The organism is Aestuariivirga sp. (genome assembly GCF_020252395.1).
Taxonomy (GTDB): Bacteria; Pseudomonadota; Alphaproteobacteria; order Rhizobiales; family Aestuariivirgaceae; genus Aestuariivirga.
The window spans coordinates 63,152-81,181 of record NZ_JADCDB010000008.1 but is presented as its reverse complement, the minus strand read 5'-3'; the positions used below and the strand labels follow the sequence as shown (position 1 = coordinate 81,181).

The window sequence follows — 18,030 nt, the reverse complement described above, 5'->3', positions numbered from 1 at the left end:
CGATCTGCGCATTGTAACCCGCGATGAAACCGTCCCGCGTGGGCTGGATGCGGCTGTCGGGATCGGTGAAGTTGCGCTGTGCCTTGTCAGGCGGACCCTCAGGCCTGACGTGTTTACGCTGCCCGCGCTCCTCCATCCCGGAGGAAGGCCCAGGTCCATCAGGGTCGAGATCGCTGGGATCTTGGAGTGCTTCTGCTTCAAGCTCAACCTTGGCAGCGCGGATGCGCTCCAGCCGGTGCTGCTTGTCAGCCATCCAGGTCGGCGTCTCGTCACCGCGCTGCTCTGCGCCATGTTCCGCATCCTCCGCCGCATCCGCTGTCTCCGCCGCCGACAGCCACGCCGCAACCTCCGCCGCAAGCTTCGGCTCCGCCGTCTTCATCCGGCCATAGCTCATCGCCTTATGCCGGCTGGCGTTCGCCTTCAGCATGGCGCCATCAACCGCAACATGCCCAAGCCGCACCCGCAGAGTGCCAGCCCTTCTTCACGAACCCGTCTCGCCGGCGACCAGCACGCCATCGGCGTCGCCCAGCGCCCCGAAAACGTAATCGCGCACAATGTCGCGAAACGCATCGGCCGACCAAAGGCCGTGATCCAGCAACGACTGCATCCGACAGGGGGCGTTCAAGGCCGGCCTGTTACGCCATAAGCCAGCCCGTCTTGCGCTCCGCTCCCGAAAGCAGCCCATCGAGAAACGCGCCCGCGATCTCCCGGCCTTCCGAGCGCTGGAAAACCTCGCCAATTTTCACCTTCAGCGCCGCAAGCTCGGCTTGCCACTCCAAAAGCGCGCCAGAACAATCCGCGACCATCCTCGTCCTCCCGCTCCACGTAACAGGAATCACAAAATGTCCACAGACGCAACTGTAGTGCTAACGCCAGGCTTTCCAAACTGTAATCCTTCCGCCGGTTGATAATTCGGGTGCGCTGCACCATCTCAAAAGTGTCCGGGCCCCTCTGGCGCCGTTATGCGGTGCGATGTCGGACGTCAACGGCGCTGAAGGGAGGGGAGTTCATGGATATTCTCACGGCGTTCCTGTTCGCCGGCTGGCTCAGCAAGCCGGTCTGGATGTGGCTCATGTTCATCGCCATCGTGGCGGTGCTGCTGGTGCTGGACCTCGGCGTGCTGCACACGGAGCACCGGGAGATATCGGCGCGCGAGAGCCTCTTTCTTTCAGCCGGCTACATCGGCCTCGGCCTCGCTTTCGGCGGCTGGGTGTGGTGGTCTCTGGGCGCCAATTCCGGCATGGAATATCTGACGGGCTTTGCCGTCGAGAAGGCGCTGGCGATGGACAATGTCTTCGTCATCGCCATGATCTTCTCGTTCTTCGCGGTGCCGCTGAAGTACCAGCACCGGGTGCTGTTCTGGGGCATTCTCGGCGTTCTCGTGCTCAGGGCCATTATGATCGGCTTCGGCGCGGCCATCGTTTCCGAGTTCTCCTGGGTGCTTTACGTCTTCGCGGTGTTTCTCATCGGCACCGGCATCAAGATGATCGTCTTCGCCGGCAAGGAATATGACGTCTCCAAGAACCCGCTCCTCGCCTTCATGCGCCGCCGCTTCAACGTGACGGACGAGCACCATGGCGAGAAGTTCTTCGTGAAGAAAGAGGACCCAAAGACCGGCAAGCTCGCGTGGTTCATGACGCCCCTGTTCCTGGCGCTTATCCTCATCGAGGTGGCGGACGTGATTTTCGCTGTCGACTCCGTCCCGGCGATCTTCGCCATCACCACCGACCCCTTCATCGTCTATACCTCGAACATCTTCGCCATCCTGGGCCTTCGCGCGCTCTACTTCGCGCTCGCCGCCATGGTGAAGCGGTTCAACTACCTGAAACTGGCGCTCGCCGTCGTTCTGATCTTCATCGGCTCCAAGATCTTTGCCGCCCCTCTGCTGGGGCTGGACAAGATCCCCCCGGCGGTGTCGCTCTCGGTCACCTTCGGCATTCTGGCGGCTGGCGTGCTCTACAGCTTGTGGAAAACCAGGGGCCAGGCCCCGGAGCGGCTGGGCTGACCGAAGCCACAAAGCGCTCCGGGGCGCCGTGCCGGGGCATGGCGCCCATGCCCTCCGGCCGCGCCTTTTGCCGCTTGCCTTGGGCCTTGCCCCCCGCTATTCCCGCCCAATTCAATTCCAACGGGATGGACCGGACAAATGCGCGTTTACTACGACCGTGATGCCGATGTGAACCTGATCAAGGCCAAGAAGGTGGCGATCGTCGGCTATGGCAGCCAGGGCCGCGCCCATGCGCTGAACCTCAAGGACTCCGGCGCCGCCAATGTCGTGATCGCGCTGAAGGCCGGCTCGCCCACCATCAAGAAGGCGGAGGCTGACGGCTTCAAAGTCATGACGGTGGCGGACGCCGCCAGGTGGGCCGACCTGATGATGATGGCGACGCCTGACGAACTGCAGGCCGACATCTACCGTGACGAGATCGCGCCCAATATCCGTGACGGCGCGGCCATTGCCTTCGCGCACGGCCTCAACGTGCACTTCAACCTGATCGAGCCCAAGAAGACCGTCGACGTGATCATGATTGCGCCCAAGGGTCCCGGCCACACGGTGCGCGGCGAATACCAGAAGGGTGGTGGCGTTCCCTGCCTCATCGCCATCCACCAGGACGCCTCGGGCAATGCCCATGATCTGGCGCTGTCCTATGCGAGCGGCGTGGGCGGCGGCCGCTCCGGCATCATCGAGACCAGCTTCAAGGAAGAATGCGAGACCGACCTGTTCGGCGAGCAGGTCGTGCTCTGCGGCGGCCTCGTCGAGCTGATCCGCGCGGGCTACGAGACCCTGGTCGAGGCGGGCTATGCTCCCGAGATGGCCTATTTCGAGTGCCTGCATGAGGTGAAGCTGATCGTCGACTTGATCTACGAGGGCGGCATCGCCAACATGAACTACTCGATCTCCAACACCGCCGAGTGGGGCGAATACGTCACGGGCCCGCGCATCATCACCGAAGACACCAAGAAGGAGATGAAGCGCGTGCTGAAGGACATCCAGACCGGCAAGTTCACCTCGGAGTGGATGCAGGAATACCGCGCGGGTGCTGCCCGTTTCAAGGGCATCCGCCGCATGAACGACAGCCACAACATCGAGGAAGTGGGCGCCAGGCTTCGCGCCATGATGCCGTGGATCGCCAAGAACAAGCTGGTCGACAAGACGCGGAATTAGCGTTTTCCGCAGAGCACAGATGACGTGAAGGGCGGTTTCCTCGAAGCCGCCCTTCTGTTTTATACATCGGCCAGAAACGGGGGAGGGAGCCACATGAGCCTCGAGCAGGACATCGCCATCATCACACGGCAGGAGGAGGAACTCCGCTTCGGGCATTTCAGCGAGGCGGATGCCTGGGCGCTGGGCTCGCTCATGCGCCAGCATGCGGAGGAGCGCAAGCTGCCCTTCGTCATCGACATCCGCATCGGCGACCGGCCGCTGTTCTATATGGCGCTCGCCGGCTCGACGCCGGAGAATCCGGACTGGGTGCGGCGCAAGGTGAACACCGTCTATCGTTTCCACAAATCCTCCTATCGCGTGGGCCGCGAGTACCAGCTCTCCGGCAAGGCCTTCGATGCCTCGCGCGGGCTGGACCCGATGGACTATGCCAATGCCGGGGGCGGCTTTCCGATCCATCTCAAAGGCACGGGCGTCGCCGGCGCGGTCACCGTCTCCGGCGTGCCGCAGCGCGAGGACCATGGCTTCGTGGTGGAGATGCTGTGCCGCTTCCTCGGCGTCGAACATGCCATGCTGGAACTGGGTCCCGAAACGCCCTGATGGACAACAGCCCGCTCTTTTTCGTTGTGGCCGGCGCGGCCGCCTTTCTGGTCGGCGCGTCGAAAGGGGGGCTGCCCATGGTGGGAGCGCTGGGTGTGCCGCTGCTGGCCCTCGTCATGCCGCCCGTCGCGGCGGCCGCCCTGCTGCTGCCGGTCTATATCGTCAGCGACGTGGTGGGGCTCTGGGCCTATCGCCGCGAATACAGCGGCCGCAATCTGGCGATCCTGGTGCCCGCCATGATCTTCGGCGTCGGCGTGGGCTGGGCCACGGCGAAGATCACGCCGGAGTGGATGGTGACGCTGCTGGTCGGCGTGGTCGGTCTTTACTATTGCGCCACGGTGGTGTTCCGGAAGGCCGATGCGCCGCCGCGGCCGGCGGATATTGCGCGCGGGGCCTTCTGGGGCACGCTCACCGGCTTCACCAGCTTTGTGAGCCACACCGGCGGCCCGCCGTTCCAGACCTACATGCTGCCGCAGAAGCTGCCGAAGATGGTGTTCGCGGGCACGAGCACCATCGCTTTCGCCATTATCAATGTGGTGAAGCTTCTGCCCTATTGGGCGCTGGGCCAGTTCAACCCCGGCAACCTCGAGGTGGCGGCCATGCTCTCCCCCGTCGCGGTGATCGGCGCGGTGGCGGGCTACAAGGGCACGAAGAAACTGCCCGACAAGCTGTTCTACCGCCTCGTCGAGGTGGCGCTGTTCCTGATCTCGCTCAAGCTCATCTACGATGCGCTGTTCAAATGACCCGCGTGGAGACGGTAACTGCGCCGGACTTCACGCGCCGCTTTTGTATTCCTGGATGATGTTGCCGCCGTCCACCACCAGCATCTGGCCGGTGATGTAGCTCGCTTCCTCGCTGGCCAGGAACAGCGCCGCATGGCCCACTTCCGCAGCCGTTCCGGGGCGGCCCACCGGCGTGTGGCGGCCGGCGATGAGTTCCGCTTCCGAGCTCGAGCCGGTCTGGATCCAGCCGGGGCCGATGCAATTGACGGTAATGCCGTGGCCGCCGGCCTCGATCGCCAGCGCCCGCGTCATGCCCAGCATGCCGGCCTTGGCGGCGGCATAGACGGAGCTTCCGGCAATTCCCACCAGAGACCCGGTGACGGAGGACATCTGCACGATCCGGCCATAGCCCCGCTCGATCATGCCGGGCAGCACGGCGCGGGTCATCAGGAAGCAGGTCTTGAGGTTGATGGCGATGCCATAGTCCCAGCCGGCCTCGGTCATCTGGCTCAGCCGTCCGCCGGGAACGTCGCCCCCCACCTGCGTCATGCCGGCATTGTTGACAAGTATATCGGCAGGGCCGAGCGTTTTCTCCGCGGCGGTGACGAAGCCCTTGACCTGTTCCGGTACAGTGAGGTCCGCAACCATCGCGAAGGCCTGATCCGGCAAAGCGCCGAGCTCGGCCAGCCGGTCATGGATGCGCTTGGTGGTAGAGGTGATGGCCACCCGCGCTCCCGCTTCGAGCAGCAGCCGCGCGGTGGCGAACCCGATGCCGTCAGCACTGCCGGCCCCCGTCACGATGGCCGACCGTCCCTTCACACCACTCATGCCGTTGCTCCTTCATATGTGATGGGCAATGACACCGCATCTGCTGCTGGCATGCAACAAGCTCGTCATGCAAGCGATTTTCCGGTTGACGTAGTGAATCGCGCGGCCAAGCTTGCGCGCCTCGCATGAGAATGACGATGAAGCTGAGCCGGGGGACGGTTTCCTGAGACAGTCTGCCGCGCTACCGGCCGCATAGACGGAGGTGGAGCATGGATGGAAAGAACGGGTTGGAACCGCGTGTGACGGAGGCCATGGCGGGGTGCTGCCAAAGGCGAATACCGCGCCTGAAATGGCGGCCATCCGCGGCGTGCTGTCCTTCGTCCATGCCGCATTGGTGGGGGCCCATTAGCGTGACCGGATCAGGCTCGGCTGTGCAGGCAAGATCATTTCCGGCTTCGACATGGCCCGCGTGATGGCGCTGGGGGCGGACTGATGCAACGCGGCGCGTGGCTTCATGTTCGCCGTCGGCTGCATTCAGGCGCAGCACTGCCACACCGGCGCCTGCCCGACGGGTGTCGCCACCCAGGACCCGATGCGCCAGCGCGCGCTCGACGTGCCGGATAAGGCGGAGCGCGTGGCGCGCTTCCACCAAGAAACCGTGCACTCGCTGGCCGAGATCCTGGCGGCTGCCGGCTTGGACGAGCCGAAGCAGCTGAGGCCTCAGCACATCATGTGGCGCGAGGCAGATGGCCGCGTCCACAGCTTCAACGACCGCTACCCGGCGCTGAAACCGGGCGAGTTGCTGGCAGGTGCTGCCGGAACGGTCTTAGCGGAACCCTGGGCGCTGGCCTCAGCCACGCGCTTCGCCCCGGCGAATCTTTAGGCGTTGGCCGGCGTGCCTTCCGCCTGCTCGCGGGCCACGTCTGCCTCGATCTCCTTCTTGGCGCGCACCCAGTGGGCGAGCGCGCGGCATGCGGATGGTCTTCCGGATGGTGCTTGGTGTCGCCGCTGATCGGGCCTGCTTCTCGCCCGGGCCTGAGCTTGCAGTGATACGGCGCGGATGTAACGGTTCCGCGACGGCGGCACCGGCAATCCGCCGAGCCGGCGCGGGCTGACGCCGCACGGGGGCTTGACCTTTCCATCTTGGCAAGGCCCCTCTGCTGTGGCAGGCAGGACGCCACGGAGACCCTGCAATGAAATTCAACGTTCCCGGCATGACCTGCGGCCATTGCGTGGCCACCATCACCAAGGCCGTGAAGGCAGTGGACCCCGCAGCCGAGGTGAAGGCCGATCTGGCCGGCAAGACCGTGACGGTGGAGACGTCCCTTCCCCCCGCGGCGGTGGCCAAGACGCTGCATGAGGCAGGGTATCCCAATTCGAACCTATGACTGTGACGGGTAACTCCCATATAAGTTCCATCATCCCGGCGGAAACCGGGACCCCACTTTGAACGCCCGAAGCCGGGCCTCGGCTTGCACCGGGGAGACATTTTTCTGAGGCGCTTGTTAAGGATACCACGTGCAGCAGGACAAGAGTTTCGACGGCGGGTTGAGCGGGAAGCAGAAGCCGTCGCGGCTATCGGACATCGTGCACTCGATCGATACCAACCAGGACATGTCCATCGGCGAGCTGGCGGATTCCCTCGGCGAGCGGGCCTTCGGGGCGCTGCTGTTCATCTTCGCGGTGCCCAATGCCATCCCCATGCCGCCCGGCACCTCGGCGATCCTCGGCTTGCCGCTGCTGATCCTCACCTGGCAATTGATGATGGGACGCCAGACGCTGTGGCTGCCGGACATCATCCGCAAGCGCCGCATCTCGCGCGCGATGCTGGAGCGCTTCGTCAGCAAGGTCACCCCCATCATGGCCAAGCTGGAGCGCGTGCTGAAGCCGCGGTTCGGCATCGTCGTCACCTCGAACCTCGCGGAACGGCTGATCGGACTCGTGGCCTTTCCGCTGTCGCTGATCCTGTTCCTGCCCATTCCCTTCGGCAATATTCCGCCGTCACTCGCCATTGCCTGCCTCGCCCTGGGTCTGGCGGAGCGCGACGGACTCGCGGTGCTGGTGGGCTACCTGTTCTCGGCAGCTTCGGTGGGGATCCTCGCCGCCGTGTCATCTGCACTTTATGCGGGAGCGGTGGCCTTCTTCCAAACGCTGTTCGGGGTCTAGCTTCCCCTGCCGTGCCGATCCTGCTATCGGGCCTCATCCGTCAGGTTCTACCAAAAGAAAGTGCCCCCGTGTCTTCTCCCGTCATCACCGTCATGACCGCCGCCGTCCGCAAGGCTGCCCGCACGCTTCAGCGCGATTATGGCGAGCTCGCCAATCTGCAGGTGTCGCAGAAGGCGCCGGGCGATTATGTCACCGTGGCCGACCAGCGCGTCGACAAGCTGCTGCGCGAGGAGCTGGCCAAGGCGCGCCCCGGCTATGCCTTCCTGACCGAGGAGACGGGAGTGGTGCCCGGCACCGACCCCGACCACCGCTTCATCATCGACCCGATCGACGGCACCATGAACTTCATGCATGCCGTGCCCTTCTTCGCCATCACCGTGGCGCTGGAAAGGAAGGGCGAGCTGGTCGCGGCGCTGACCTATAACCCGATCACGGATGAAATGTATTCTGCCGAAAAGGGCGGCGGCGCCTCCCTCAACAACAAGCGCATCCGCGTGGCGCAGCGCCGCGACATCCATGACACGCTGGTGAGCTATGAAGTGCCGCACCGCGGCGGCAAGGACTTGCCGCTGTCGCGCGCCGAGATCTCGGTCTTGCAGGCGCGGGTCGTCGGCATCCGCGGCACCGGCTCGGCGGCCCTCTCGCTGGCCTATGTAGCGGCTGGGCGCTTCGACGCCATGGTCTGCCGCAACATCAAGCCGTGGGACATGGCGGCGGGCATCCTTCTGGTGAAGGAGGCCGGCGGCTTCGTCTCCGACCCCGATGCCGGGAAGAACCCGATGGAAACCGGCAACATCCTCGCCACCAATGCTGACCTGCTGCCGCAGTTCAAGGACGCGCTGGGCAAGGCGCGGGAACAGTAGGTACCGCGGCACGCGGCAGCAGGCCGGACGAGGGCTGTTTGAGAGGGAGCACGATATGACCGACCTTCACTGGAAATCCGCCGCGAAGCTCGTGAAGGGCTATGCGAAGAAGAAATTCTCCCCCGTCGAGGTCGCCCAAGCCTGCCTCGCGCAAATCGAGCGGCATGACAAGCGGCTTAACGCCATGGTGTCGGTGCACGCCGAAGAAGCGCTGGCGCAGGCGAAGGCCAGCGAGAAGCGCTGGATCAAGGCGGCGCCACAGGGCCCGGTCGACGGCGTTCCCACGCTGATCAAGGACTTGCTGCTGGTGCGCGGCTGGCCGACGCTGCGCGGCTCACGCACGGTGGACAGAAACCAAGCCTGGGACCAGGATTCGCCCAGCGTGGCGCGGCTCAGGGAATGCGGTGCGGTGTTCCTGGGCAGCACGACGACGCCGGAGTTCGGCTGGAAGGGTGTGACGGACTCGCCCTTGACCGGCATCACCCGCAACCCATGGGACGTGACGAAGACGCCGGGCGGATCGTCGGGCGGCTCGTCGGCCGCGGCAGCGGCGGGCTATGCGCCGTTGACACTCGGCACCGATGGCGGCGGGTCGATCCGCATTCCGGCCGGCTTTTCCGGCATTTTCGGGTTGAAGCCGTCCTTCGGCCGGGTGCCCGCTTATCCGCTCTCGCCCTTCGGCACGGTGGCGCATGTGGGGCCGATGACCCGCACGGTTGAGGACGCATGCCTGATGATGAACGTCATCGCCCAGCCCGACCCGCGCGACTGGACCTCGCTGCCCCCTGACGGCATGGACTACACGGCAAAGCTTGGCCGGGGCATCGAGGGGCTCAAGATCGCCTTCAGCCCGGCGCTCGGCTATGTCGAAGTCGACGCCGAAATCGCCAAACTGGTGCAGGACGCCGTCAAGGTGCTGGAAGAGCTGGGGGCCGAGGTGGAGGAGGTCGACCCTGGCTTCGAGGACCCGGCGGCCTGCTTCCGGACGCTCTGGTGGTCGGGTGCGCGGGCTCTGCTTGGCAAGCTGCCGGAGGCGAAAAAGAAGCTGCTTGACCCGGCGCTGGCCGACGTGGTGGCGCAGTCGATGGCGATCTCGCTCGAAGACTACCAGGATGCGGTGAAGGCGCGTGGCGCGCTCGGCAGCCAGATGCGCCAGTTCATGGAGCGCTATGACCTGCTGGTGACGCCCGCCCTGCCCATCCCTGCCTTCGAGGCCGGCAAGCTGGCGCCGGCGGACGTCGACAACACGGGAAAATGGGTGAACTGGACGCCATTCAGCTATCCCTTCAACCTGACGCAACAGCCTGCCGCGAGCGTACCCTGCGGCTTTACCGCGAAGGGCCTGCCCGCCGGCCTTCAACTGGTGGGGCGCATGTTCGACGACCGGACGGTGATGAGCACCGCCCACGCCTACCAAAGCGCCACCGCTTGGAACAAGACCAAGCCGCCTGGCTGTTGATCCAGAACGCCTTTAGGCGGCGTGCTGGTGCTCAAGCCTGCTGATTTCGTCCTTGATCTTGAGTTTCTTGCGCTTGAGTGCGGCAATTTCCGCATCCGACGATGCCGGGTGGTTCATGACATCCGCGAGCTCGGCCTCGAGGGCCTTATGCTTCGCGTGCAGTTCGCCAAGATGCGCTTGAAGACTCATGCGATCCTCCACTGTTTGCCGATGGATTAATCCCATCATGACATAAAGTTGGGGGCTTGTCGAACATGCGCAAAGGGCATTAGTGAAGAAACGCCAAAAACAAATTCGTGAACTGTCGGAGACGGAATGCCGAAGCTGGATGTGATACAGGAGGTGCAGCTTCGTGCGCAGCTGCAAACCCTCATCCAGCAGCACCGCGACCTCGACACGGCGATCACGTCCTTGGCCGGCGCCGGCACCGGCGACCAGCTGCAGCTGCGCCGCCTGAAGAAGATGAAGCTGGACATCAAGGACAAGATCCAGACCATCGAGAACATGCTGATCCCCGACATTATCGCCTGAGGACGGACCCCATGACCACGCCTCCCGTCGCCATCATCATGGGCAGCCAGTCCGACTGGGCCACCATGAAGCACGCCGCCGAAACGCTGGACAGGCTGGGCATCTCGCATGATGACCGCATCGTCTCCGCCCACCGCACGCCGAAGCGTCTCTATGATTTCGCCACTGCGGCGCGGGAGACCGGCTTCAAAGTGATCATCGCCGGGGCTGGCGGTGCGGCGCATCTGCCCGGCATGGCGGCCTCCATGACCTCTCTCCCTGTCTTCGGCGTGCCGGTCGAATCCAAAGCGCTGTCGGGGCAGGATTCGCTTCTCTCCATCGTGCAGATGCCGGCGGGCATTCCGGTGGGCACGCTCGCCATCGGCAAGGCGGGCGCGGTAAATGCCGCCCTGCTGGCGGCGAGCGTTCTCTCCCTCAATGACGCAGCCCTCGCCAAGCGCCTCGACGCATTCCGGGCCGAGCAGACAGCATCCGTCGCCGAGCGGCCGAAGGACGAGTCATGAAGAAGATCACGGCGCCGCTGCCGCCTGGCTCCACCGTCGGCATCCTCGGCGGTGGGCAGCTGGCCCGCATGCTGGCGCTCGCCGCCGGGCGGCTGGGCATCGACTGCCACATCTATGCGCCCGAGGCCGACAGCCCGGCCTTCGCCGTCTCCGCCGCAAAGACCGTCGCGGCCTATGACGACTTCGCCGCACTGGAAGAGTTCGCCAAGCAGGTCGATGTCGTCACCTATGAATTCGAGAACGTGCCGGCCGACACGGCGGGCTTCCTCGACAAGCTGGTGCCCGTCGCCCCCGGTGTGGCCGCGCTGAAGACGGCACAGGACCGGATTGCGGAAAAGACCTTCATGGCAGGCCTCGGCATTCCGGTTGCGCCCTTCGCCGATATCTCCGACCTCGCCTCGCTCGAACGGGCGCTGGCCCGCATCGGACGGCCCGCCGTGCTGAAGACAAGGCGCTTCGGCTATGACGGCAAGGGCCAGACCAAGATTTACGACGGCACGGACCATGCCGCCGCCTTCGCCGAGATCGGCCGCCAGCCGGCGATCCTCGAGGGCTTTGTGCGCTTCGAAAGGGAAATCTCGGTCATAGCCGCCCGCAGCTGGTCCGGCGAGGTGAAGGTCTATGACGTTCCCGAAAACCACCACGAGAACCACATCCTCAAGACCTCGACCGTCCCCGCCCGAATCTCCCCCGCCGTGGCCGCAGCTGCCATGGATTTCGGCAGCCGGATCATTGCGGCGCTGGACTATGTGGGAGTGATCGGCATCGAGATGTTCGCCGCCGGCGGCAGCGTGATCGTCAACGAGATCGCGCCCCGCGTGCATAATTCCGGGCACTGGACCATGGATGCCTGCGCGGTGTCGCAGTTCGAGCAGCATATCCGGGCCGTTTGCGGCTGGCCCCTGGGCAGCCCTGAACGTTACGCGGACGTGGTGATGACCAACCTGCTGGGTGACGAGGCCGGCCGCTGGCGGGAACTGGCCGCCGAGCCCCGGGTGCACCTCCATCTTTACGGCAAGCGGGAGGCCCGGCCGGGCCGCAAAATGGGCCATTTCAACAGGGTGACCCCTCGACAGCCTTAAGACTCTGTGCTAACCCGCCGCGCAGTCTGAGGGTGCTTAGGATCCACCCTCACCATCCAACCCTGTTTGCAGAGGTAGAACTTGCAAGTCGTCGTCCGTGACAACAATGTCGATCAGGCCCTCAAGGCGCTCAAGAAGAAGATGCAGCGCGAGGGAATTTTCCGCGAGATGAAGCTCCGCGGACACTACGAAAAACCCTCCGAGAAGAAGGCGCGCGAAAAGGCCGAGGCCGTGCGCCGCGCCCGCAAGTTGCAGCGCAAGAAGCTGCAGCGCGAAGGCCTGCTGCCGATGCCGAAGAAGGTCGAGGGTCCGGCCCGCGGCCCGCGCCCTCAGTAGTCCCCCTTCCGGTTCGCCGGAGGTTCTGTTGAAGATTGTGGGGCCGCCTCCTCCGGGAGAGCGGCCCTTCTCAATTGTGGCAGCCGCCGCAATTGCCCCAAACTGAACACAAGCTTCCACAAACAAGTTGCAAGAGCGTCCTACGGTTGGACCGATCGTCCCCTAGATCCCGATCATCGACAGACGATCAAAACGGGGAAGACCTCATGATCCGCTACGCTCTCATCCTCCTCGGCTCCCTTGGCGCCTTCGCTGCGGCCGCTGCCGTCCACGATGCGCCCGCCAGCACGCTGGGGGCGAATGCGCACCCATCCGTCAACCTGACCGTCATCGCCAAGAACAGCGCCTTCCCGGTGCTCGACAGCGAAGGCTGGATCGCCTGCGAGAAGGACGACTGCTCCGACGTTCCGCCTAACGGATAATTCATGCGCGGCCCGGCGCATGCGGCGTTGAAACATCGCATTCTAACACCAATATGTATCCTATTCCCAGGCAGTACTTCCCCCCCATCCCCTGCAATCACTGCCTGTACCTGAACCCCGGCCGCAGTTCGCGCCGGGGTTCTTTTTTCCAGCCCGGCAGGGCTATGGAAAAGCCGGCGGACGTGATCTGCGTCACAGCGCGAAAACAAAGCATGTGCTTCGATGAATTCGGAGAGCGCTGCCGGTTCACCGCAGGAAACAGCGATCGGGAAGGACCGGGCCTTCCCGCCGGCGGGGCCGCTCATCACCGGGGAACGGCCGGACGGAGATTGCGCGCGAACCCGCAGCTGACGATTTCCCTGGGCCGCCTTTCCGCTCCCGCGAAACCGGTCTCCGGCGGCACGGGTTGCAAGGAAAGGCGCACGGCCATGAAGACGCTGGCAGCGTCTATCCTCCTGAGCGTGATCTTCCTCTCGGCGGGGGCTTTCGCCGGAGCGAACCGCGGCACGCAGCCCGCCGCCGTCTCCGCCGCCAACCCCGCTAACGTCACGGTGGTGATGAAGAATGGGGCATGGCCGCCGGCCGGGCTGATTTCGGTTGCGCCCTGCAGCCACACGCGTTGCCTCGCCATCTGACCGGCGGGGGTGTGGACCGCGCCCCGATTGGACTTGGAATCCCCCTCCCTTCTGTGTAGGAAACCCCAAATCCGGGTTCCCCTCGCATGCCAAAACGTGACGACATCAGATCCATCCTCATCATCGGGGCTGGGCCGATCGTTATCGGCCAGGCCTGCGAATTCGACTATTCCGGCACCCAGGCCTGCAAGGCGCTGAAGGCCGAGGGCTACCGCATCATTCTGGTCAACTCCAATCCGGCGACCATCATGACCGACCCGGACCTGGCGGACGCCACCTACATCGAGCCGATCACACCCGACGTTGTCGCCCGGATCATCGAGAAGGAGCGGCCAGACGCGCTGCTTCCCACCATGGGCGGCCAGACGGCGCTCAACACCGCGCTGTCGCTCAACAAGATGGGCGTGCTCGAGAAGTATGGCGTCGAGCTGATCGGCGCCAAGGCGGACGCCATCGACAAGGCGGAGGACCGCGAACTCTTCCGCGAGGCGATGAAGAAGATCGGCCTCGACACCCCGAAGTCGATGCTGGCCAATGCGTCCGCCGCCAAGGACGCGGACAAGGACTTCTATGCCGCCGAGGTCGCGCGGCTAAAGGCCGAAGGCGGAGATCTCGCGGCGTTCGAGAAGAAATGGGCGGCGGAAGAACCGGAGCGCCAGCGCAACTACCGCAACCGCGCCATGGTCGAGGCCTTCGAGGCCATGCTCGAAGTGGGGCTTCCCTGCATCATCCGCCCCTCCTTCACCCTGGGCGGCACGGGCGGCGGCATCGCCTACAACCGCGAGGAGTTCTTCGACATCGTCGAAAGGGGCCTCGACGCCTCGCCCACGGCGGAAGTGCTGATCGAGGAGTCTGTGCTGGGCTGGAAGGAGTATGAGATGGAGGTGGTCCGCGATCGCGCGGACAATTGCATCATCGTCTGCTCGATCGAGAACGTCGACCCGATGGGCGTCCACACCGGCGACTCGATCACCGTCGCGCCCGCGCTGACGCTGACCGACAAGGAATACCAGATCATGCGCAACGCCTCGATCGCGGTGCTGCGCGAGATCGGCATCGAAACGGGCGGCTCCAACGTGCAGTTCGGCGTCAACCCCGCCGATGGCCGCCTCGTTGTCATCGAGATGAACCCGCGCGTGTCGCGCTCGTCCGCACTTGCCTCGAAGGCCACTGGCTTTCCCATCGCCAAGGTCGCGGCCAAGCTCGCGGTGGGCTACACGCTGGACGAGCTGGCGAACGACATCACCGGCGGCGCGACGCCCGCCGCCTTCGAGCCGGCCATCGATTACGTGGTCACCAAGATTCCGCGCTTCGCCTTCGAGAAGTTCCCCGGCGCGTCCCCCACGCTGACCACCGCCATGAAGTCGGTGGGTGAGGTGATGGCCATCGGCCGCTCGTTTCAGGAATCGATGCAGAAGGCGCTGCGCGGCCTTGAAACCGGCCTTACCGGCTTCAATGAGGTGGAGATTCCAGGGGCTGGCGAAGGCGACGACAAGAACGCCATCCGCGCCGCGCTCGGCACGCCGACGCCGGACCGTATTCTCAAGATCGCCCAGGCCTTCCGCATGGGCGCCACCGTCGCCCAGGTCTTCGAGTCCTGCAAGTACGAGCCGTGGTTCCTCCGCCAGATCGAGGAGATCGTGCAGACGGAAGAGACGATCCGGGAACGCGGCCTGCCGAAGGATGCGGTGAACCTCAAGAAGCTCAAGTCCATGGGCTTCTCGGACAAGCGGCTCGGCGAGCTCGTGAAACTCTCCGAGGATAAGGTGCGGAGCTATCGCCACAAGCTGTCCGTGCGCCCGGTGTTCAAGCGCATTGACACCTGCGCGGCGGAATTCGCCTCCCCCACCGCCTACATGTATTCGACCTATGATACCGAAGACGAGGCGCAGCCATCGAACCGCCAGAAGGTGATCATCCTCGGCGGCGGGCCGAACCGCATCGGCCAGGGCATCGAGTTCGACTATTGCTGCTGCCATGCCTGCTTCGCGCTGCATGACGCGGGCTATGAATCGATCATGGTCAATTGCAACCCCGAGACCGTATCGACCGACTATGACACCTCGGACCGGCTCTATTTTGAGCCGCTGACCGCCGAGGACGTGCTGGAGATCATCCACAAGGAACAGTCCAACGGCACGCTCAAGGGCGTGATCGTCCAGTTCGGCGGGCAAACGCCGCTGAAGCTGGCCGGAGCGCTGGAAAAGGCCGGCGTCCCCATCCTCGGCACCACGCCGGACGCCATCGACCTCGCGGAGGACCGCGACCGCTTCTCCAAGCTCCTCAAGAAGCTGAAGCTCCGCCAGCCGGAAAACGGCATCGCGCATTCGGGTGCGGAAGCCAAGAAGATCGCCAAGAAGATCGGCTTCCCGGTGGTGATCCGCCCATCCTATGTGCTGGGCGGCCGCGCCATGGAGATCGTCAAGGACGATGCGCAGCTCGAGCGCTACATCGCCGAGGCGGTGGTCGTCTCGGGCGCATCGCCCGTGCTGATCGACAGCTATCTGTCGAACGCCATTGAGGTTGACGTGGATGCGATTTGCGACGGCAAGGACGTGTTCATCGCCGGCGTCATGGAGCACATCGAGGAAGCGGGCATCCATTCGGGCGACTCGGCCTGTTCGCTGCCGCCCTATTCGCTGAAGCCCGCGCTGATAGCGGAACTCGAGCGCCAGACCAGGGTCATGGCGCTGGCGCTCAACGTCGTCGGGCTCATGAATGTGCAGTTCGCCATCAAGGACGGTGAGGTTTACGTTCTTGAGGTCAACCCGCGCGCCTCGCGCACCGTGCCCTTCGTGGCCAAGGTGATCGGACTTCCCGTCGCCAAGATCGCGGCGCGCGTCATGGCGGGCGAGAGTCTCGCCAGCTTCAAGCTGAAGCCCAAGAAGCTCGGCCACGTGGCGGTGAAGGAAGCGGTCTTCCCGTTCAACCGCTTTCCCGGCGTGGACGTGCTGCTGGGGCCCGAGATGCGCTCGACGGGCGAGGTCATGGGCCTCGACAAGAGCTACGACATGGCCTTCGCGAAAAGCCAGCTCGGTGCGGGCATGCGCATGCCGCAGACCGGCACTGTCTTCATCTCCGTCAAGGATACGGACAAGCCGAAGATCCTGCCTGCGATGAGGAAGCTTGTCGACATGGGCTTCAAGCTCGTCGCCACCGGCGGCACGCAGCGTTACTTCGAGGACAAGGGCATTCCGTCGACCAAGATCAACAAGGTCCTCGAGGGCCGCCCGCATGTGGTGGACGCCATCAAGAACGGCGAGATCCAGCTCGTCCTCAACACCACCGAAACGCGCGCCTCGCAATCCGACTCGAAGCCCATCCGCCAGACCGCGCTGATGCAGAAGGTGCCCTACTACACCACGCTCCCCGGCATCCTCGCGGTCACCAAGGCGATCGCCGCCCAGCGCGAAGGCCGGCTCGACGTGAAGCCGCTGCAGGATTATTTCTGACCTTCAATTCCTCTCCCGCTGAAGCAGCGGGAGAAGACGATCAGGGCGCGCTGTTCCTCGCCGCCGCCTCGATCAAATCCGCCCAGCGCTTCACCCGCGCGAGGTTCACCCCCATATCGGACTGGCCGAGCTGCGAGCGGGAATAGATCAGCACGGCGGAGCCGCCGTTCTGGGCCGGCACCACCTTGAGGTTGATGGTGTCCGGAAACTTCATCAGCGGGCTGCGCTCAACGAAGCGCAGCGTGCCCTGCCCGGAGTCGGCATCGACCTGCTCGAGGCCGGGCTCATGCACCACCGCATCCTGCACCGCGAGGAACACATCGCCGAAGGGCTTAGCGATCGCCGGGGCTGGAATATCGGCCTTGGCCACGCAGAACTCGGGCAAGCAGGCCAGCGCATCATTGGGCGTGTCCCGGCGGACCAGCGTGGCAAAGTCGACGTCGCCCAAGTCTGCCGGGCCGAACTGCTCCCACAGCCGCTCCGGCCCCAGAATTAAGAAGGCAGCAGGAACGGCGATGAAGATGACGGCAACAAGGCCCGCGAAAGCTTTGAGGACTCTGCGCATGGCGAAAGGCTATCATCTTCTCCCGCAACCGTCATCCCGGCTTTCGCCGTAGTGACGGCAGATAAAACAATGGGTTAAGCGCCGCTCACCCGCTCCCCTTGAATTCCGGGCCGAGTTGAGCCATGTTTGACTTTCGCCCGGCAGGATATGGGATTGCCCCATATTGCCGGGTGTCGTTTTTCCCAGACACGGATGGAACTTTACCTCCGGGCCATCCCGGGGCGTGAAGAAACTGGACAAGATTGGACGAGACCGATGGACAAAGTGCCAATGACCGCCGAAGGCCACGCCGCCATGATGGATGAGGTGAAGCACCTCAAGACCGTGGAGCGCCCGCGCATCATCAAGGCCATCGAGGAAGCCCGTTCGCACGGCGATCTCTCCGAAAATGCCGAATACCATGCCGCTAAGGAACAGCAGGGCTGGACCGAAGCCCGCGTTGCGGAGCTGGAGGACAAGCTGTCGCGCGCCGAGATCATCGATATCTCCAAGCTCTCCGGCGACACCGTCATGTTCGGCGCCAAGGTGACGCTGATCGACGAGGAAACCGACGAAAAGACCGCCTACCAGATCGTCGGTGAGTTCGAGGCCGACGTGAAGAAGGGCAAGATCTCCGTCTCCTCGCCCATCGCGCGCGCCATTATCGGCAAGAAGAAGGGCGACTCGGTCGAGGTCAACACGCCCGGCGGCGGCAAGTCCTACGAAATCGCCAAGGTGGCGTGGCGCTGAGGCGCGCTTCACCTCCCTCTTCCTTTTCTCCCCTGAC

19 protein-coding genes and 3 pseudogenes are annotated in these 18,030 nt (G+C 64.4%); 17 read left to right on the top strand and 5 right to left on the bottom strand.

All coding sequences use genetic code 11. The features are described from left to right. Positions 1–448: pseudogene (locus IOC82_RS05990) on the bottom strand (IS5/IS1182 family transposase); the annotation flags it as partial. Between the two features lie 187 nt (positions 449–635). Next, positions 636–806, bottom strand: a complete 171-nt coding sequence (locus tag IOC82_RS05985; protein ID WP_290545269.1) for a hypothetical protein — start codon at positions 804–806, stop codon at positions 636–638. A gap of 203 nt (positions 807–1,009) precedes the next feature. On the opposite strand from IOC82_RS05985, the gene IOC82_RS05980 reads away from it, so the two are divergent. The 4 genes from IOC82_RS05980 (at position 1,010) to IOC82_RS05965 (ending at position 4,503) form a co-directional block, all read left to right on the top strand. After that, complete coding sequence (locus IOC82_RS05980) at positions 1,010–2,005, top strand: TerC family protein (protein ID WP_290545268.1); 996 nt, start codon at positions 1,010–1,012, stop codon at positions 2,003–2,005. 138 nt (positions 2,006–2,143) lie between these two features. Continuing rightward, the gene (gene ilvC / locus IOC82_RS05975; protein WP_290545267.1) at positions 2,144–3,163 is read left to right on the top strand and encodes a ketol-acid reductoisomerase; all 1,020 of its coding nucleotides are present in this window, start codon (positions 2,144–2,146) and stop codon (positions 3,161–3,163) included. 93 nt (positions 3,164–3,256) lie between these two features. Next, positions 3,257–3,760, top strand: coding sequence for a heme-degrading domain-containing protein (locus tag IOC82_RS05970; RefSeq protein ID WP_290545266.1), 504 nt, complete (start codon positions 3,257–3,259; stop codon positions 3,758–3,760). Further along, complete coding sequence (locus tag IOC82_RS05965) at positions 3,757–4,503, top strand: sulfite exporter TauE/SafE family protein (protein ID WP_290545274.1); 747 nt, start codon at positions 3,757–3,759, stop codon at positions 4,501–4,503. The genes IOC82_RS05970 and IOC82_RS05965 overlap by 4 nt, the downstream gene beginning before the upstream one ends. Before the next feature lie 30 nt (positions 4,504–4,533). Here IOC82_RS05965 and IOC82_RS05960 read toward each other — a convergent pair whose 3' ends face one another. Further along, positions 4,534–5,310: an SDR family NAD(P)-dependent oxidoreductase gene (locus IOC82_RS05960; RefSeq protein ID WP_290545265.1), complete on the bottom strand. Its 777-nt coding sequence runs from the start codon at positions 5,308–5,310 to the stop codon at positions 4,534–4,536. A 451-nt stretch (positions 5,311–5,761) separates the two neighbouring features. Between IOC82_RS05960 and IOC82_RS05955 the strand changes: the two are divergent. The 5 genes and pseudogenes from IOC82_RS05955 to IOC82_RS05935 all read left to right on the top strand — a co-directional run. After that, positions 5,762–6,133, top strand: a pseudogene (locus IOC82_RS05955) (glutamate synthase-related protein); the annotation flags it as partial. Between the two features lie 310 nt (positions 6,134–6,443). Beyond that, positions 6,444–6,638, top strand: coding sequence for a heavy-metal-associated domain-containing protein (locus IOC82_RS05950; protein ID WP_290545264.1), 195 nt, complete (start codon positions 6,444–6,446; stop codon positions 6,636–6,638). Between the two features lie 130 nt (positions 6,639–6,768). After that, positions 6,769–7,416: an exopolysaccharide biosynthesis protein gene (locus IOC82_RS05945; protein WP_290545263.1), complete on the top strand. Its 648-nt coding sequence runs from the start codon at positions 6,769–6,771 to the stop codon at positions 7,414–7,416. Between the two features lie 68 nt (positions 7,417–7,484). Continuing rightward, entirely contained in the window at positions 7,485–8,279 is a 795-nt protein-coding gene (locus IOC82_RS05940; protein ID WP_290545262.1) for an inositol monophosphatase family protein, read from the top strand. Between the two features lie 55 nt (positions 8,280–8,334). Continuing rightward, positions 8,335–9,738, top strand: coding sequence for an amidase (locus tag IOC82_RS05935; protein ID WP_290545261.1), 1,404 nt, complete (start codon positions 8,335–8,337; stop codon positions 9,736–9,738). A 12-nt stretch (positions 9,739–9,750) separates the two neighbouring features. On the opposite strand, the gene IOC82_RS05930 is transcribed toward IOC82_RS05935, so the two are convergent. Further along, positions 9,751–9,927: a DUF465 domain-containing protein gene (locus IOC82_RS05930; protein WP_290545260.1), complete on the bottom strand. Its 177-nt coding sequence runs from the start codon at positions 9,925–9,927 to the stop codon at positions 9,751–9,753. Between the two features lie 126 nt (positions 9,928–10,053). Here IOC82_RS05930 and IOC82_RS05925 point away from each other — a divergent pair, with 126 nt between their 5' ends. The 7 genes and pseudogenes from IOC82_RS05925 to carB all read left to right on the top strand — a co-directional run bounded on the left by IOC82_RS05925 (position 10,054) and on the right by carB (position 16,699). Then, a complete protein-coding gene (locus tag IOC82_RS05925; protein WP_290545259.1) occupies positions 10,054–10,269 on the top strand; it encodes a DUF465 domain-containing protein in 216 nt (71 codons plus the stop codon). An 11-nt stretch (positions 10,270–10,280) separates the two neighbouring features. After that, on the top strand, positions 10,281–10,772 hold the full coding sequence (gene purE, locus IOC82_RS05920; RefSeq protein WP_290545258.1) for a 5-(carboxyamino)imidazole ribonucleotide mutase: 492 nt from the start codon (positions 10,281–10,283) through the stop codon (positions 10,770–10,772). Continuing rightward, positions 10,769–11,854, top strand: a complete 1,086-nt coding sequence (locus tag IOC82_RS05915; RefSeq protein ID WP_290545257.1) for a 5-(carboxyamino)imidazole ribonucleotide synthase — start codon at positions 10,769–10,771, stop codon at positions 11,852–11,854. The genes purE and IOC82_RS05915 overlap by 4 nt, the downstream gene beginning before the upstream one ends. Positions 11,855–11,935: 81 nt before the next feature. After that, positions 11,936–12,151: pseudogene (rpsU, locus tag IOC82_RS05910) on the top strand (30S ribosomal protein S21); the annotation flags it as partial. A 245-nt stretch (positions 12,152–12,396) separates the two neighbouring features. Next, positions 12,397–12,612, top strand: coding sequence for a hypothetical protein (locus tag IOC82_RS05905; RefSeq protein WP_290545256.1), 216 nt, complete (start codon positions 12,397–12,399; stop codon positions 12,610–12,612). Positions 12,613–13,040: 428 nt separating this feature from the next. After that, complete coding sequence (locus IOC82_RS05900) at positions 13,041–13,247, top strand: hypothetical protein (protein ID WP_290545255.1); 207 nt, start codon at positions 13,041–13,043, stop codon at positions 13,245–13,247. A gap of 86 nt (positions 13,248–13,333) precedes the next feature. After that, a complete protein-coding gene (carB, locus tag IOC82_RS05895; protein WP_290545254.1) occupies positions 13,334–16,699 on the top strand; it encodes a carbamoyl-phosphate synthase large subunit in 3,366 nt (1,121 codons plus the stop codon). A gap of 40 nt (positions 16,700–16,739) precedes the next feature. Here carB and IOC82_RS05890 read toward each other — a convergent pair whose 3' ends face one another. Beyond that, positions 16,740–17,264: a DUF1499 domain-containing protein gene (locus IOC82_RS05890; protein ID WP_290545253.1), complete on the bottom strand. Its 525-nt coding sequence runs from the start codon at positions 17,262–17,264 to the stop codon at positions 16,740–16,742. Positions 17,265–17,519: 255 nt separating this feature from the next. Between IOC82_RS05890 and greA the strand changes: the two genes are divergently transcribed. Further along, a complete protein-coding gene (gene greA / locus IOC82_RS05885; RefSeq protein WP_290545252.1) occupies positions 17,520–17,993 on the top strand; it encodes a transcription elongation factor GreA in 474 nt (157 codons plus the stop codon). The last annotated feature ends 37 nt before the right edge of the window (positions 17,994–18,030 follow it).